Origin of the sequence: Pseudomonas sp. CFBP 8771 (assembly GCF_014841695.1) — a bacterium.
GTDB lineage: Bacteria > Pseudomonadota > Gammaproteobacteria > Pseudomonadales > Pseudomonadaceae > Aquipseudomonas > Aquipseudomonas baltica.
On record NZ_JACYUJ010000003.1, the window covers coordinates 282,511 to 298,269 of the forward strand.

Annotated in this window: 17 protein-coding genes; 12 read left to right on the top strand and 5 right to left on the bottom strand. The window is 63.0% G+C overall.

The window, feature by feature from the left end; all coding sequences use genetic code 11:
- Window positions 1–7: 7 nt before the first annotated feature.
- The 3 genes from IFT80_RS08815 to IFT80_RS08825 form a co-directional block, all read right to left on the bottom strand.
- Window positions 8–859: a LysR family transcriptional regulator gene (locus IFT80_RS08815; protein ID WP_192137324.1), complete on the bottom strand. Its 852-nt coding sequence runs from the start codon at window positions 857–859 to the stop codon at window positions 8–10.
- Between the two features lie 178 nt (window positions 860–1,037).
- Window positions 1,038–1,907, bottom strand: coding sequence for an NAD(P)-binding domain-containing protein (locus IFT80_RS08820; RefSeq protein WP_185793186.1), 870 nt, complete (start codon window positions 1,905–1,907; stop codon window positions 1,038–1,040).
- Window positions 1,908–1,923: 16 nt separating this feature from the next.
- Window positions 1,924–2,583 (bottom strand): RraA family protein, encoded by a 660-nt coding sequence (locus IFT80_RS08825; RefSeq protein WP_244652373.1) that lies wholly within the window; start codon window positions 2,581–2,583, stop codon window positions 1,924–1,926.
- Window positions 2,584–2,648: 65 nt separating this feature from the next.
- Here IFT80_RS08825 and IFT80_RS08830 point away from each other — a divergent pair, with 65 nt between their 5' ends.
- A complete protein-coding gene (locus IFT80_RS08830) occupies window positions 2,649–3,548 on the top strand; it encodes a LysR family transcriptional regulator (protein ID WP_185793184.1) in 900 nt (299 codons plus the stop codon).
- 59 nt (window positions 3,549–3,607) lie between these two features.
- Here the strand turns inward: IFT80_RS08830 and IFT80_RS08835 are convergent, their stop codons facing one another.
- Window positions 3,608–4,951 carry an MFS transporter gene (locus IFT80_RS08835; RefSeq protein ID WP_185793183.1) on the bottom strand — a complete coding sequence of 448 codons (1,344 nt, stop codon included), beginning with the start codon at window positions 4,949–4,951 and terminating at the stop codon, window positions 3,608–3,610.
- Between the two features lie 351 nt (window positions 4,952–5,302).
- Here IFT80_RS08835 and IFT80_RS08840 point away from each other — a divergent pair, with 351 nt between their 5' ends.
- From IFT80_RS08840 to IFT80_RS08865, 6 genes are all read left to right on the top strand, one after another.
- On the top strand, window positions 5,303–5,893 hold the full coding sequence (locus IFT80_RS08840) for an amino acid synthesis family protein (protein ID WP_185793182.1): 591 nt from the start codon (window positions 5,303–5,305) through the stop codon (window positions 5,891–5,893).
- A 23-nt stretch (window positions 5,894–5,916) separates the two neighbouring features.
- Complete coding sequence (locus IFT80_RS08845; protein ID WP_122477695.1) at window positions 5,917–6,750, top strand: alpha/beta fold hydrolase; 834 nt, start codon at window positions 5,917–5,919, stop codon at window positions 6,748–6,750.
- Complete coding sequence (locus IFT80_RS08850) at window positions 6,747–8,228, top strand: aldehyde dehydrogenase (protein WP_122477694.1); 1,482 nt, start codon at window positions 6,747–6,749, stop codon at window positions 8,226–8,228. The genes IFT80_RS08845 and IFT80_RS08850 overlap by 4 nt, the downstream gene beginning before the upstream one ends.
- An 11-nt stretch (window positions 8,229–8,239) precedes the next feature.
- On the top strand, window positions 8,240–8,725 hold the full coding sequence (locus tag IFT80_RS08855) for a flavin reductase family protein (RefSeq protein ID WP_192137326.1): 486 nt from the start codon (window positions 8,240–8,242) through the stop codon (window positions 8,723–8,725).
- Window positions 8,726–8,850: 125 nt separating this feature from the next.
- Window positions 8,851–9,603, top strand: a complete 753-nt coding sequence (locus IFT80_RS08860) for a GntR family transcriptional regulator (protein ID WP_122477690.1) — start codon at window positions 8,851–8,853, stop codon at window positions 9,601–9,603.
- Between the two features lie 5 nt (window positions 9,604–9,608).
- Window positions 9,609–10,172 (top strand): NUDIX hydrolase, encoded by a 564-nt coding sequence (locus tag IFT80_RS08865; RefSeq protein ID WP_192055357.1) that lies wholly within the window; start codon window positions 9,609–9,611, stop codon window positions 10,170–10,172.
- On the opposite strand, the gene IFT80_RS08870 is transcribed toward IFT80_RS08865, so the two are convergent.
- A complete protein-coding gene (locus IFT80_RS08870) occupies window positions 10,169–10,471 on the bottom strand; it encodes a DUF1330 domain-containing protein (protein ID WP_122477686.1) in 303 nt (100 codons plus the stop codon). The two genes, IFT80_RS08865 and IFT80_RS08870, sit on opposite strands and share 4 nt — an antisense overlap.
- An 88-nt stretch (window positions 10,472–10,559) precedes the next feature.
- Here IFT80_RS08870 and ribBA point away from each other — a divergent pair, with 88 nt between their 5' ends.
- From ribBA to IFT80_RS08895, 5 genes are all read left to right on the top strand, one after another.
- Window positions 10,560–11,708: a bifunctional 3,4-dihydroxy-2-butanone-4-phosphate synthase/GTP cyclohydrolase II gene (ribBA, locus tag IFT80_RS08875; protein ID WP_192137328.1), complete on the top strand. Its 1,149-nt coding sequence runs from the start codon at window positions 10,560–10,562 to the stop codon at window positions 11,706–11,708.
- Window positions 11,709–11,803: 95 nt separating this feature from the next.
- Complete coding sequence (locus tag IFT80_RS08880) at window positions 11,804–12,829, top strand: ABC transporter substrate-binding protein (RefSeq protein ID WP_122477683.1); 1,026 nt, start codon at window positions 11,804–11,806, stop codon at window positions 12,827–12,829.
- The gene (locus IFT80_RS08885) at window positions 12,814–13,752 is read left to right on the top strand and encodes an ABC transporter permease (protein WP_192137330.1); all 939 of its coding nucleotides are present in this window, start codon (window positions 12,814–12,816) and stop codon (window positions 13,750–13,752) included. Before IFT80_RS08880 ends, IFT80_RS08885 begins: the two co-directional genes overlap by 16 nt.
- 6 nt (window positions 13,753–13,758) lie before the next feature.
- Window positions 13,759–14,568, top strand: a complete 810-nt coding sequence (locus tag IFT80_RS08890) for an ABC transporter permease (protein WP_122477679.1) — start codon at window positions 13,759–13,761, stop codon at window positions 14,566–14,568.
- A gap of 9 nt (window positions 14,569–14,577) precedes the next feature.
- The gene (locus IFT80_RS08895; protein WP_192137332.1) at window positions 14,578–15,732 is read left to right on the top strand and encodes an ABC transporter ATP-binding protein; all 1,155 of its coding nucleotides are present in this window, start codon (window positions 14,578–14,580) and stop codon (window positions 15,730–15,732) included.
- Window positions 15,733–15,759 lie beyond the last annotated feature (27 nt).

Sequence of the window (15,759 nt, forward strand, 5' to 3'; positions counted from 1 at the left end):
CAGAAATTCACAAGCGTGGCAGCACTGCCATGCAATGCCGCACGAATTCGCTGACCGCCTGGATGCGTGGCGTTGCGCGCACGTCTTCGTGGAACGCCATCCAGACCTCGATGTTCAAGGTGGCCGCTTCAGGGTCGACCCGTTGCAGGCCATGTTCGGCGGCAATGAACGCCGGCAGGCAGACGATACCCGCGGCGCCGGCGGCAGCCAGTGCCTGCACGCGCAGGTCGTTGCTGCACAGCACGAATTCGCCGTCCTCGGCCTGCTCGACCAGCCAGCGATGCTGAAGGGATTTGGCCTGCGAAGCGTCGTAGCCAATGAAACGCGGCTTCGCTAACTGCGCCAGGTAGGCAGGGCTGGCGTACAGCGCATAGTCCAGGTGCCCGAGCAGACTCGCCACCAATGTCGACTCCAGCGGCCGGGCCAGACTGATGGCGACGTCTGCCTCCCGGCGCGCCAGCGAGGTGCGCGATTTGGTGCCCACCAGGCGCAGCGACAACGCCGGATGCTGCGCCAGCAGGGTACCGGCGTGGGGCGCGATCAGGCTGCCCAGCAATACGGGCGGCGCCGACAGCACCACTTCGCCCTGCACGTCCGGCTGATCGGCGCCCGCGTAATGCTCGAGAGCGAACGAAGAGGTGCTCATCTGCTCGGCGAACTCGGCAATCCGCAGCCCCTGGTGGGTCAGCACGTAGGCACGCGAGCGGCGATCGACCAGCTTGAGGTTGAGCGCGGTTTCCAGTGACGCAATGCGCCGCGCCACGGTGGCATGGTCCACCGCCAGCGCCCTGGCCGCCGCCGTCAACGAGCCCGCCCGCACGAATGCCGCAAAGTGCCTCAGATCTTCCCAATCGAACATGGATACCTCGCCTGTGATCAGGCCATGATACCCCCACCCCCCTTCAAAACGCGCAAATGCCCTGTAGGAGCGGTCCGCGGCCGCGAACCAGACGCCACGGAGCATCAGGCAAACTACGGGGCCCTTTTCGCGGCCGATGACCGCTCCCACAGGGAACACAAGCTACGTCACCGCGCAGTCATCTGGATACTTCGTTGACCTTGAACAACCACTCGAATGCCTGCGGCAGCGTGGGTGTTGCCACATCGATCGGATTCGCGGCGATCTGGTCGGTCGTGCGCTGGAAGAGATCCCTGACCCCCGGCAGCACCGCGACCGGCATGTCAGCGGCACGCAACTGCCGCTCAGCTTCTTCGACTTCCTTCAAGCGACGCGGCGCATGCAGTACATGGGTGCGGATCAGGGCACCGAGAAAATCGCGCAGGCTTGCCTGATCGATGTCGCTCAAAGCGTCGTGCAACTTGTCACTGACGCCTTGCTTCTCCGCGGCCATGAAACATTCGATAGTCAGGGCTTCCAAGCCTTTGGTGAATACGCTTCTGAGGATCTTCAGGGCCGCCGCATCACCGGCTGCGCCGTGCTCCACTGGTTTGAGCGGCGCGCCGGCGAAGGCGAACAACGTCAGGGCGCGCTCGATACCAGTGCCGGCGCCCAGCAAGTTGGTTTTTTCGTGCGTCAGCGCAATCGCACCGAGGATGGCCACATCGACATAACTCACGTCGAATTCTGCGGCACGTTGCGCCGCCGTCCTGATCAATGCGGGATCGGCAGTGGTCATGTCCACATATAAAGCGTCCTTGGCCATATGCGCGAGCGCCTGCTCGGCGACGGACAGCGACACCGTACCAAACACGCACGATACCAGTACGTCACAGCTTGGCGCGATATCTGCAACCGATGTACAGATATCGCTGCCTGCCTGCGCAGCGAAGGCCGCCGCAGCAGCGGACGGCTTCAGATCGCACAAAACGACTTCGTGCCCAGCTGCCGCCCAGGGTCTTGCATAGGTCAGTCCGACTTCGCCTGCACCGATAATTCCGATTTTCATGCTGTATCTCCTGCAATCAGTGAGCGGCGTAGGCGCCCTTGTAAGTGCCTGCGGCGATCTGCGCCATCATTTCCGCTTCCTTTTGTTCGGTCGCATGACAGGCGCTCAACAGCTCGGCCGCGCGCGATGCGGCGAAGGCGACGATGCCATCGTGGTCACCGACGACGAAGTCGCCCGGCGACACGATCATCCCATCGATGCTCACTGGAACGTTTATCTCACCAGGTCCGTTCTTGTAGGGGCCCAGATGAATGCCGGCCCGCGCGAACATCGGAAACATACCCTTGCCAATGGTTGCCAGATCGCGAATCGCGCCGTCAATCACCACACCCGCCGCGCCACGTTTTTCAGCAATCGCCGCCATGATGTCGCCCATCAATGCACGGCTGACATCGCCGCCGCCATCGACCACCAGTACGTGGCCAGGTTCGAGCAGTTCAAGGGCCTGATGAATGGCTCGGTTATCGCCATTGGCGACTTTTACCGTCAAAGCGATACCAGCCATGGTCCCTTCGATCTTGTGAAAGGGGCGCAACGCTGCGCCCGGCAAACGATCCAGACAGTCACTGATGATCGAAGTGGAGGTGCGGGCAAATGCGGTTACCAGTTCGTCACGTTCGGATGAGGCGAGTACGGCAGTCATAGACAGTTCTCCGATGGCAGATAACACCAGCATAAACAGGCTATGAAATAGAAAAAGCGATATTATTCAATATCCAATCATTCTATTAAGGAATGGACATGATCACCCTGCGCCAATTGCTTGCTTTACACTGGATAGAGCGGCTCGGAACTTTCGAGCGCGCTGCAGAGCACCTGAGCACCACTCAGTCCGCCATATCCAAACGCGTTCAGGAACTCGAGGCGTCGACCGGCATGCAGCTGTTCGACCGTTCGCAACGCGGCGCCCGGTTGACCAGCGCTGGCGAGGAACTGTTAGTGATAGCGCGGGAAATGCTCGGGCTCGCCGAGCGCATCGACTCCCTCAAGGACGGTACCCAAGTGGTGAAGCGCCGGCTCAGGTTGGGTGTGACCGAACTGACCGCATGGACTTGGCTGCCGCGATTGGTGACGCGGCTGGTAACCGATTATCCGGGACTCATTATCGAGCCAGAGGTCGACATGAGCCGCAACCTCCATGAAAAGCTCATGGACGACATGATCGACCTGATCATCATTCCCGACACCTTTACCGCGCCGGAAGTGACCTCTGTCGCCTTGGGCGAGGTCGAGAATGCCTGGATGGCCGCACCGGGCCTGATAGGCCACGATGAGGTGCTGGACCTCGCGGAACTGGCGAAATACCCAATGCTGGTTCAAGGCAAGAAATCGGGCTCGGGACTGTTCGTGAACAAATGGTTGCGTACCTTGGGCGTCGACCTGCCCAAGACGCTGTCCTCGGACAGTCTGACCGCCATGCTCGGACTGACAGCCGCAGGCTTGGGTGTGACTTATCTGCCGTTGGAATGCTTTCGGCCATTGGTGGACGAGGGCAAACTTAACATCATCCGCACAACCCCCACATTACCCCCAGTGCCCTACAAGGCGATGTATCGAAACGATCGCCCTTCAGCGTTCATGACCGAGGTGTCGGGGCTGGCAGTAGAGCTGTGCGACTTCACTCGCCAGTTGCAACGATGAGCCCGGGGCACCGTGCATTCGGCGCCCCATTGCGTATTACCAGGATCAACGCAACGTTGTCATTGCGCGGCGGGCTCGACCTGATCAGCCGGTTCGGCAATGGTCAGCACGAAGGCCAGGGCCGCCAGCGAGCAGATCCCCAGGAAAATGAAGACCGCTGTCCAACTGTAGCTGTCCAGCAGAAAGCCGGTGACCAGGGGTGCTATTGCTCCGCCCGCCTGCCCTGCGCTGTTGACCAACGAGGCCGCAACCGGGTAAGTGGAGCGGCTGGTCAGGCCCATGGAATAGACCGAAAACGACGAGTAACCGATGTTCAGCAGGAAGCCCGTGCCGAACAACAGCAAGCTTACTGCCAACAGCCCGTTGGGAGCATAAACCAAGGCCACCATCATCACGCAAGTGGCCACCGCGCTGATCATCATGGTGGGCTTGCGACGACGGTCCAGAATCCGGTCCGAGAACCAGCCGCCGACGATGTTACCCAGTACTCCACCGGCAAACGGCAGTGCGGCGATGAAGCCAACCTGCATCAGTTCGAAGTGCTTCACTTCGCTCAGGTACTTGGGTAGCCAGGCCAGCAGCACATTGACCACGCCTGTCATCAGCAAATAACCCAGGCCACAGCCCCAGATGTTCCAGGAGGCAAATACCGATTTAGAGGAAGCCAGGGGTGCCACTCGCTGGTAGCGCAGCACTTTGTCCAACGCGCCGAAATCTCGCTGACGGCGCTTGGGCCCGCTCTCGGCCGGGGTCTGATCTTCGATATGATCGGCTTCGGCACCGTTGACCCGCTTGCAGGCACGGGGATCGTTTGGCACTACCCACCACCAGATCAATGCCAGCAGCAGGCCGGGGATGGCGAAGACGATGAACATGGTGCGCCAGTCGTAAAGCATGATGATGGCGGCGCCCACGGGTGGGGCTATGACGGCGCCCATCTTGGCGGCAGAAAGGAATGCGCCCGTGGCCAAGCCCTTCTCACCCGCTGGAAACCAGCGATTGATGGTGCTGAGCATGGACAGCGGGAGTGCGGCTTCGGCGATGCCCAAGGCGGACCGATAGAGCTTGATCATGCCGAAGTTATGCGCGGTTCCGATCAACAGGGTGACGATCGACGTCAGCGTGATCGACACCGGCGCGACGAGCCGCACGCCAAACCGGCTAATGATGAAGCCTGCCGGAATCTGACCCAGTGAATAGAACAGGAAAAACGCACTGACGAGCATGCCAGCCTGCGCGTTGCTGGCGCCAAATTCCTTCTGAATATACGGCAGAGCGATGCCGATATTAGCGCGATCGGCAGCGGCCAGCATGTACACCACGACGATCACCGACAGCACTATCCAGCGATACTTCGACCTGGCCGACCGAGCGGCGGCCTCGGTGTGGGCTAATTCGACCATGAGCGTTCCTTTATTATGTTTGTTCGATGGTCAATCTTGGCCAGCTGCGCGAAATAGAAAAAGCGATAAATAAGCACATTCATTCATTCTCTATTGGCATGACACGGCGCACAAGTGTGCCCGCGTCGTTCACGCCGATGCACCGCCAACCGTGCTTCCCGACAACAACGCGAGGTTGAATCCGATCACCTGCGCCACGCGCGCCGAGCATGGTTGGCTTTTCGGCCGGGTTCTATCCCCAGTTCTACGGGCAGTCAGACGAGACCGCCCGTGCCACAAAAAAACACTTGCCGAAGCTCGTTCTTGGTATACCATAATACCAGATACAAACCCTCCAAGAAGGAAACAGGCATGAGCTTCGAGATCCGCAAAATCGTCACTTACTCCGAAGAGACCCTCATCGAAGGCGGCAAGGCCACCGACACTCCCGTGACCATGGTTGGCCTCGCGGTGGTCATGAAGAACCCGTGGCTGGGCCGCGGCTTCGTCGATGACCTGAAACCGGAGATCAAGGCCAACTGTTCGGACCTCGGAGCCCTGATGGTCGAGCGCCTGGTGGCCAGCATCGGTGGCGCGGACAAGATCGAGGCCTACGGCAAGGCGGCGGTGGTCGGTGCCGACGGCGAAATCGAGCACGCTTCGGCCGTCATCCACACCCTGCGCTTCGGCAACCATTACCGTGAAGCGGTGCAAGCCAAGAGCTACCTGAGCTTCACCAACAAGCGCGGCGGCCCTGGCACCTCGATCCAGATCCCGATGATGCACAAGGACGACGAAGGCCTGCGCTCCCACTACGTCACCCTGGAAATGCAGATCGAGGATTCGCCGCGCGCCGACGAGATCGTCGTCGTCCTGGGCTGCGCCAACGGCGGGCGCCTGCACCCGCGGATCGGCAACCGTTACATCGACCTGGAAGAGCTGGCTGCCGAAAAGGCCCAGTGACCCACTTGACTCAGGAGCGCTCCATGATTCGGCTTACCGCTGAACGCACTGCGGCCGGTACCAGTTACCTGGCCGCGGGTGACGGCCCGCCCGTGGTGTTCATCCATGGAGTGGGCTTGAACAAGGAAATGTGGGGAGGCCAGTTCGTCGGGCTGCTGCCGCACTATCGGGTCATCGCCTACGACATGCTCGGGCATGGCGCCAGTGCGTTGCCTGCGCCAGGCACGGCGTTGCTCGGTTATGCCGACCAATTGCTCGAACTGCTGGACCACTTGCAGGTGCCCGCAGCGACGGTCATCGGTTTTTCCATGGGCGGGCTGGTGGCACGGGCGTTCGCCCTGCACTACCCCGAACGCCTGCAGGCCCTGGTGGTGCTCAACAGCGTGTTCAACCGCAGCGCCGAACAGCGCGCCGGGGTGATAGCGCGCACCGGGCAGGCTGCCGAGCATGGCCCGAACGCGAACGCCGAGGCGGCGTTGTCGCGCTGGTTCAGCCGCGAGTATCAGGCGGCCAACCCGGCGCAGATCGCCGCGCTGCGCGAGACCCTGGCCAGCAATGATCCTCAGGGCTACTTAACCACCTATGAGCTGTTCGCCACCCAGGACATGTACCGCGCCGATGACCTCGGCAGCATCGCGGCGCCGGCGCTGATCGCCACGGGTGAGCTCGACCCGGGCTCCACGCCACAGATGGCCCGGGAAATGGCCGAGCGCATTCCCCACGCCGAGGTAGCGATACTCCACGAGCAAAGGCATATGATGCCGGTGGAATCACCCCGGCTGGTCAACCAGATGTTGTTGGATTTTCTCACCCGGGCCCAGCGCCTGGACAACCAGGCACAGGGGATCGTCGCATGACCCTTTCACGCTTTCAGATGTGCATCGACGGCCAGTGGGTCGATGCGCTGTCCGGCAAGACCTTCGAGAGTCACAACCCGGCCCTGGCCCAACCCTGGGCGCTGTTGCCCGACGCCGACGAGGCCGACGTCGACCGCGCCGTGCAGGCCGCACAGCGGGCGTTCGAGGCGCCGGCATGGCGCGGGCTTACCGCCACCGCCCGGGGCAAGCTGCTGCGCCGACTGGGCGACTTGATCGGCGAGAACAAGGAAGCGCTGGCTCAGCTCGAAAGCCGTGACAACGGCAAGCTGATCCGCGAAACCCGCGGCCAGGTGGGCTACCTGCCCGAATTTTTCCACTACACCGCAGGCCTGGCAGACAAGCTGGAGGGCGGCACACTGCCGCTCGACAAGCCCGACCTGTTCGCCTACACGGTGCACGAACCGATCGGCGTGGTTGCCGGGATCATTCCCTGGAACAGCCCGCTGTACCTGACGGCGATCAAGCTGGCGCCGGCCCTGGCGGCCGGCAACACCATCGTTCTCAAGCCCTCCGAGCATGCCAGCGCCACCTTGCTGGAATTGGCGCGCCTGGCTCTGGAAGCCGGCATTCCGCCGGGCGTGGTCAACGTCGTCACCGGCTACGGCCCGAGCACCGGCGCTGCCCTCACCCGCCACCCGTTGGTGCGCAAGATCGCCTTCACCGGCGGTGCCGCCACCGCGCGCCATGTGGTACGCAGCAGCGCCGAAAACTTCGCCAAGCTGTCCCTGGAGCTGGGCGGCAAGTCGCCGAACATCATTTTCGCCGATGCCGACCTGGACAGCGCCATCAACGGCGTGGTGGCCGGCATCTACGCCGCCTCGGGGCAGAGCTGCGTGGCCGGCTCGCGCCTGCTGGTGCAGGACGAGATCTACGACGAGTTCGTCGAGCGTCTGGTCGAGCGCGCCAAGCGCATCAAGATCGGCAACCCCCAGGACGAAGCCAGCGAAATGGGCCCTATGGCCACCGCCCAGCAATTGGCCGTGGTCGAAAGCCTGGTCGCGCAGGCGCTGGAAGAAGGCGCTACCCTGCGCATGGGCGGTCAGCGCGCACAGACCGACAGCGACGGTTGGTACTACCAGCCGACCCTGTTCGAATGCGACAACCACTCCATGAAGATCATGCAGGAGGAAGTCTTCGGTCCGGTGGCGTCGGTCATCCGCTTCTCCACCGAAGCAGAAGCGCTGGCCATGGCCAACGACTCCCAGTTCGGCCTCGCCGCCGGCATCTGGACCCGCGACCTGGGCCGTGCCCACCGCCTGGCCCGTGACGTGCGTTCCGGTATCATCTGGGTCAACACCTACCGCGCGGTATCGGCCATGGCGCCGATCGGCGGCTTCAAGAACAGTGGCTATGGCCGCGAGAGCGGCATCGATTCGGTACTGGCCTACACAGAACTCAAGACGGTATGGATCAACCTGTCCCAGGCCCCCATGCCCGACCCATTCGTGATGCGTTGAGGTAATTTGAAATGATCGAACCCGGCATCTACAAAGAAGTGATGGCTTCGTTCCCATCCGGCGTGACGGTGGTTACCACGCTGGACCCGGAAGGCGGCATCGTCGGCATCACTGCCAGTGCATTCAGTGCGCTGTCGATCGACCCGGCGCTGGTATTGTTCTGCCCCAACTACGAGTCGGACACCTACCCTGTCCTGCGTGACAGCAAGCGCTTCGCGATTCACTTGCTGTCCGCAGACCAGCAGGCGGAGGCCTACGCCTTTGCCAGCAAGGGCAAGGACAAGGCGCAGGCCATCGCCTGGCACCTCAGCGAGCTGGGCAACCCGCTGCTGGAGAAAGCCACGGCCATCATCGAGTGCGAACTGTGGCGCGAGTACGACGGTGGCGATCACGCGATCATCGTCGGTGCAGTGAAGAACCTGATCCTGCCCAGCGAGCCGTTGACGCCCATGCTTTACCACCGCGGCAAACTGGGCGCATTGCCGACCCTGGGATGATCGACCTGCGCTGACCCATTCGGCCAGCCGCACCTGGGCACCTGGCCTGTCGCCGTTGGGCAGCAAGGCCGGGTGGCGTGCTAGACTCGCCGCTGTTTTTTTGCCTTTTCAACAGAGCGGACCCGATGAAACGCCTGCCCCTCGACGACAGCTTCAAGGTCAATCGCAACCCCGTCACCCTGCGCGAAATCGTGCTCGACAAGTTGCGCAGCGCCATCATGAACTTCCAGCTCCTGCCGGGCGATCGCCTGGTCGAGCGTGATCTGTGCGAGCGCCTGGGCGTGAGCCGTACCTCGGTGCGCGAGGCGCTGCGACACCTGGAATCCGAAGGCCTGGTGGAATTCGCCGACGCCAAGGGTCCACGCGTGGCCATCATCACCCTGGAAGACGCTCGCGACATCTATGAGCTGCGTTGCGTGCTCGAAGGCCTGATCGTCCAGCTGTTCACCCTCAATGCCAAGGCCCGGGACATCCGTGCCCTGGAAAAAGCGTTGGCGGTCAACCGCAAGGCGCTCGAAGAGCGTGCATTGTCCGACGTGCTGAGCTCGGTCCAGGGTTTCTACGACGTGCTCTTCGAAGGCTCGGGCAACCAGGTCGCCGCTACCCAGTTGCGCCAGTTGCAGGCCCGCATCAGCTACCTGCGCGCCACCTCGGTGTCGCAGGAAAACCGCCGCGGCGTCAGTAGCGACGAAATGGAACGCATCGTCACCGCGATCAAGAGCGGCGATCCGATGGCGGCCCACCAGGCGTCCGTCGATCACGTCCGCGCCGCTGCGAAGGTGGCCCTGGAATCATTGCGTCAGCAGCGCAACGACGACCACAAGGTGCGCGACATCGCCGCGCCCATAGCCCTCAACGAACCGCGCATCGGACGCTGACCGCCATGGCCACTCCACGGTTTTGCCCCCAATGCGGTGCCTGCGGCCTGAGCCTCGGAATCCCTGCGGGCGATACCCATGAGCGGACCTTTTGCTCCGGTTGCGGCCACATCCATTACGTCAATCCGAAGGTCATCACCGGCTGCATCGTCGAAACCGACGGCAAGTACCTGCTGTGCCAGCGCGCGATCCCGCCGCGCCCCGGCACCTGGACGCTGCCCGCAGGCTTCATGGAAAGCGGAGAAACCACCGAGGAAGGCGCCCTGCGCGAGCTGTGGGAAGAAGCCGGAGTGCGCGCCGAAATCCTCTCGCCGTACTCGATCTTCAGCGTCCCGCGGATCAGCGAGGTGTACATCATCTTTCGCGCGATGGCCCTGGAGATCACCGACGAATTCGGCCCGGAAACTGCCGCACGGCAGTTCTTCGCGCCGCAGGACATTCCCTGGGACAGCATCTACTACCCCGCCATCCGGCAGATCCTGGAGCGCTACATCCAGGAGCGCGCGACCGGTACCTACGGCATCTACATGGGCAACGACGATACCGGCCGCATCCACTTCATGCGCTAGCCGGCGACCGCCTCGCAACCTTCGACGATGATCACTTCGGCCTTCGCGGCGCCCGCACGCAGGGCGGCTGCTTCCTGGTATTCCCTGGACTCGTAACAGGCTTGCGCCTGGGCGTACGAATCGAACTCGATCACCACGCTGCGCTGCGGCGTGGCCCTGCCTTCCATGGCTTGCGAACGCCCCCCACGGGCCAGCAGGCGCCCCCCGAACTGGGCGAAAACCGCCGGCGCGCGCTGGGTGTAAAGCACGTACTGCGCAGGATCGGTAACGTCTACATGAGCAATCCAATAAGCCTTCATTTTCACCTCGACAGGGGGTAATGTACGTATTATGGTATACCACGATTAGGCCAGTTATCCCAGACCAGTCATCCCAGAGAGTGCAGGCATGGCGTTCAACAGCATCGAAGAAATCATCGAGGACTTTCGTCAAGGCAAGATGGTCTTGCTGGTGGACGACGAAGACCGCGAAAACGAAGGTGACCTGCTGCTCGCCGCCGACCGCTGCACGGCCGAGGCCATCAGTTTCATGGCCCGCGAAGCACGCGGATTGATCTGCCTCACCCTCACCGAGGAACGCTGCCAGCGGCTGGGGCTGGAGCAGATGGTACCCAGCAACGGCAGCGGGTTCGGCACCGCGTTCACGGTTTCCATCGAAGCCGCCAGCGGGGTCACCACCGGTATCTCCGCCGCCGATCGGGCGCGCACCGTTGCCGCCGCAGTGGCGCCTCAGGCGGTTGCCGCCGACCTGGTGCAACCGGGCCACATCTTTCCCCTGCGCGCCCGCGAAGGCGGTGTGCTGACCCGCGCCGGGCATACCGAAGCCGGCTGCGACCTGGCGCGGCTGGCCGGCTTCACCCCTGCCGCGGTGATCGTCGAAGTCATGAAAGACGACGGCACCATGGCGCGTCGTCCGGATCTGGAGCTGTTCGCTGCGCGTCACGGCATCAAGATCGGCAGCATCGCCGACCTCATCCACTACCGCTTGAGCACCGAGCACACGGTGACGCGCATGGGCGAGCGCGAGCTGCCTACCGTGCACGGCACGTTCCGCCTGGTCAGCTATGAAGACCGCATCCAGGGCGGCGTGCACATGGCCATGGTCATGGGCGACATCCGCCGCGAAGATCCGACTCTTGTGCGGGTGCACGTCATCGACCCGCTGCGCGACCTGGTCGGCGCCGAGTACACAGGTCCCGCCAACTGGACGCTGTGGGCGGCGCTGCAGAAAGTCGCCGAGCACGGTACGGGCGTGGTGGTGGTGCTGGCCAATCACGAGTCTTCCCAGGCCCTGCTCGAGCGCGTACCGCACCTGACCCAGCCGGTGCGCCCTTATTCGAGTACGCAGACACGCATCTATTCGGAAGTCGGTACCGGCGCGCAGATCCTCCAGGATCTGGGCGTCGGCAAACTGCGTCACCTGGGCCCGCCGCTCAAGTACGCAGGTCTCACGGGCTACGACCTCGAAGTGGTCGAAAGCATCGCATTCCAGGCACCCGGACCGGATGCATCCGCCATGGACGGCAACGGCATCTGAAACAAACGATCGCCCAGGTCGCCACGACCTGACTGCTCCCGATACGCGGGTGTGGAAACAGCCCGCTCAAACAATGACAAATGAGGGCGTACAAGATGGTATTCAAAAAACGTGCGATAGCGGCGTTGGCCGCAGCGACGCTGGCGTTCACGGCAGGCACTGCCGTGGCAGCCGAGACGCTGAGCTTCGTCAGCTGGGGCGGCACCACCCAGGACGCGCAGAAGTCGTCGTGGGCCGATCCGTTCAGCAAGAGCAGCGGCACAGCGGTGGTCATGGATGGACCCACCGACTACGGCAAGCTCAAGGCCATGGTCGAGAGCGGCAACGTGCAGTGGGACGTGGTCGACGTGGAAGCCGATTTCGCCTTGCGTGCGGCCAGCGAAGGCCTGCTCGAACCCATGGACTTCAAGGTCATCGACCGCACCAAGCTGGACCCGCGCTTCGTCTCCGACTACGGCGTGGGCTCGTTCTACTTCTCATTCGTGCTGGGCTTCAACGAAGGCAAGGTCGGCGCCGGCAAACCCCAGGATTGGACTGCACTGTTCGACACCAAGGCCTATCCCGGCAAACGCGCACTGTACAAGTGGCCCAGCCCAGGCGTGTTGGAGATCGCCCTGCTGGCCGACGGCGTCGCTGCCGACAAGCTCTATCCACTGGACCTCGACCGCGCTTTCAAGAAGCTCGATTCGATCAAGAAGGACATCGTCTGGTGGGGCGGCGGCGCCCAGTCCCAGCAGCTGCTGGCCTCGGGCGAAGTCACCATGGGTCAGTTCTGGAACGGTCGGGTCTACGCCCTGCAACAGGATGGCGCTCCGGTGGGCGTGAGCTGGAAGCAGAACCTGGCGATGGCCGACTTCCTGGTCGTGCCCAAGGGCTCGAAAAACAAGGAGGCAGCCATGCGCTTCGTGGCCAACGCCACCGGTGCCAAGGGCCAGGCCGATTTCTCCAATCTGACGGCCTACGCCCCGGTCAACACTGAAAGCGTGCAGCGCCTGGACTCGGTTCTGGCGCCCAACCTGTCGACCGCGCACGTTGACGACCAGATCACTCTGGACTTCGCCTACTGGGCCAAGAATGGCCCCTCTATCGCGACACGGTGGAACGAATGGCTGGTCAAGTGAAGCTGTCCTCGCCCTCCGCCCTCGGCAGCACCGGGGGCGCCGCCGGCGGCCCTGGTGCGCTGCACGCCGCCCAGCCGCGCCCGAGCCTGATCCAGCGCTGGCGCGGGTCGAGCAACCTGATCCCGGCGCTGGTGTTTCTCGGCCTGTTCTTCTTCGCCCCGCTCATTGGCCTGCTGCTGCGCGGCGTGCTGGAGCCGACACCGGGGCTGGACAACTACCGCGAACTGTTCGCCAACTCGGCCTATGCGCGGGTGTTGTTCAACACCTTTTCGGTGGCCGGGCTGGTGACCCTGTTCAGCGTATTGCTGGGCTTTCCACTGGCTTGGGTTATCACCCTGGTGCCACGGGGCTGGGGCCGCTGGATCTTCAGCATCGTGCTGCTGTCGATGTGGACCAGCCTGCTGGCGCGCACCTACTCCTGGCTGGTGCTGCTGCAGGCGTCGGGGGTGGTCAACAAGTTGCTCATGGCCCTGGGCATCATCGACCAGCCATTGGAGATGGTGCACAACCTGACCGGGGTGGTGATCGGCATGAGCTACATCATGATTCCGTTCATCGTTCTGCCGCTGCAGGCCACCATGCAGGCCATCGACCCGATGGTGCTGCAGGCCGGCGCCATCTGCGGCGCCAGTCCGTGGACCAACTTCTTCCGGGTATTCCTGCCGCTGTGCCGCTCGGGACTGTTCTCCGGTGCCTTGATGGTGTTCGTCATGTCGCTGGGCTATTACGTGACTCCGGCGCTGTTGGGTGGCGCGCAGAACATGATGCTGCCCGAGTTCATCGTGCAACAGGTGCAATCCTTCCTCAACTGGGGTCTGGCGAGCGCTGCTGCCGCACTGTTGGTGCTGATCACCCTGGTGCTGTTCTATTTCTATCTGAAGCTGCAACCGGAATCCCCGGTCGGCTCCAGCAATTCGAGGTAAGTCATCATGCTTCTTACCCCCAATGCCATGAGTCGACGCCTGCGCGTGGGCTTGTACCTCACCACGGGGTCGATCGGCCTGTTCCTGCTGTTGCCGATCGTCTTCATCGTGCTGCTGTCGTTCGGCTCATCCCAGTGGCTGGTGTTTCCACCACCGGGCTGGACCACCAAGTGGTACCTGCAGTTCTTCGCCAACCCCGAGTGGATGGCAGCGGCCTGGTCGAGCTTGAAAGTCGCTGCGCTGACCACTGTGTTCGCGGTACTGCTGGGCCTGCCGACGGCCTTCGCGCTGGTGCGTGGCAAGTTTCCGGGCCGCGAGTTGCTGTATGCCTTATTCACCCTGCCGATGATCGTGCCAGTGGTGATCATCGCGGTGGCCGTGTATGCGCTGTTCCTCAAGCTGGGCTACACCGGCACGGTGTTCTCGTTCGTGGTCAGCCACGTGATCGTCGCCCTGCCCTTCACCATCATTTCGATCATCAACTCGCTGAAGCTGTTCGACCAGTCCATCGAGGATGCCGCAGTGATCTGTGGTGCGTCCCGCCTGCAGGCAATCTTCAAGGTCACGTTCCCGGCCATTCGTCCGGGCATGGTCGCCGGCGGCCTGTTCGCGTTCCTGGTTTCCTGGGATGAAGTGGTCCTCAGCGTAATGATGGCCAGCCCCACCCTGCAGACCCTTCCCGTGAAAATGTGGACCACCCTGCGCCAGGACCTGACGCCGGTGATCGCCGTCGCCTCGACGCTGCTGATCGCCCTGTCGGTGCTGGTCATGGTGGCTGCCGAAATCATTCGTCGCCGTAACCCCGTCAACGCCTAGGAGCTGGACATGAGTGCTGTGATCAAACAACAGGCCGTGCAGGCCGGCGACACCCTGGTCAGCCTCCGCGGCCTGAACCGTCATTACGGCGACTTCGCTGCGGTCGACAATATCGACCTGGACATCAAGAACGGCGAGTTCCTGACCTTCCTCGGTTCCAGTGGCTCGGGCAAGAGCACCACCCTGTCGATGCTGGCAGGCTTCGAGACACCCAGTTCCGGCGAGATCCTGGTCAGCGGCCAGTCGCTGGTCAACGTGCCGCCGCACAAGCGCGGTATCGGCATGGTGTTCCAGCGTTATTCGCTGTTTCCGCACCTGTCGGTGCGCGACAACATTGCCTTCCCCCTGGACATCCGCAAGCTGGGCCGCGCCGAGCGTGATCGCAAGGTCGACGCAATGCTCAAGCTGGTGCAGCTCGAGGCCTTCGCACACCGTCGCCCTTCGCAGCTGTCCGGTGGCCAGCAGCAGCGCGTTGCCATCGCTCGCGCCCTGGTCTACGAGCCGCGCATTCTGCTCATGGACGAGCCGTTGGGCGCACTGGACAAGAAGCTGCGCGAAGACCTGCAGGATGAGCTGCGCCAGCTGCACCGGCGCCTGGGCATCACCATCGTCTACGTGACCCACGACCAGGAAGAGGCCATGCGCCTGTCGCAGCGTATCGCGATTTTCAGCCACGGCAAGATTGTCGGGCTGGGCAGCGGCTACGACCTTTATCAGAACCCGCCCAATGCCTTCGTGGCCTCGTTTCTGGGCAACTCCAACTTCCTCAAGCTGACCACCACCAGCAACGGTTCCGGCAGCTTCGAAGGCGCCAGCCTGGGCAAGCGCCTGACACCCGGCGCCAATACGGGCCAGCAGGTACTGCTGATGGTACGTCCCGAGAAAGCCCAGGCATTGAGCGCCGCGCAGGCTGCAGAGCAACCGCTGCTGCCGGGCTGGAACCAGATCGCCGCCACGGTCACCGAGACGCTGTTTCTCGGCGAGAGCCAGACCTGCAGCGTCGTGACCCAGGGTGGCACGCCGATGACGGTCAAGGCCTTGTCTGCAGCCGGCATGCCCTTGCAGGCCGGTGAGCAGGTCCAGGTGCGCTGGGCAGCGGCGGATGCCTGCGTGTACACCCAGTGGGAAGACGCTGACCTCAACAAGGCGGCTGGCGCGCACTGAGCCTGCAACGCGCCTTCTACCCCGCAA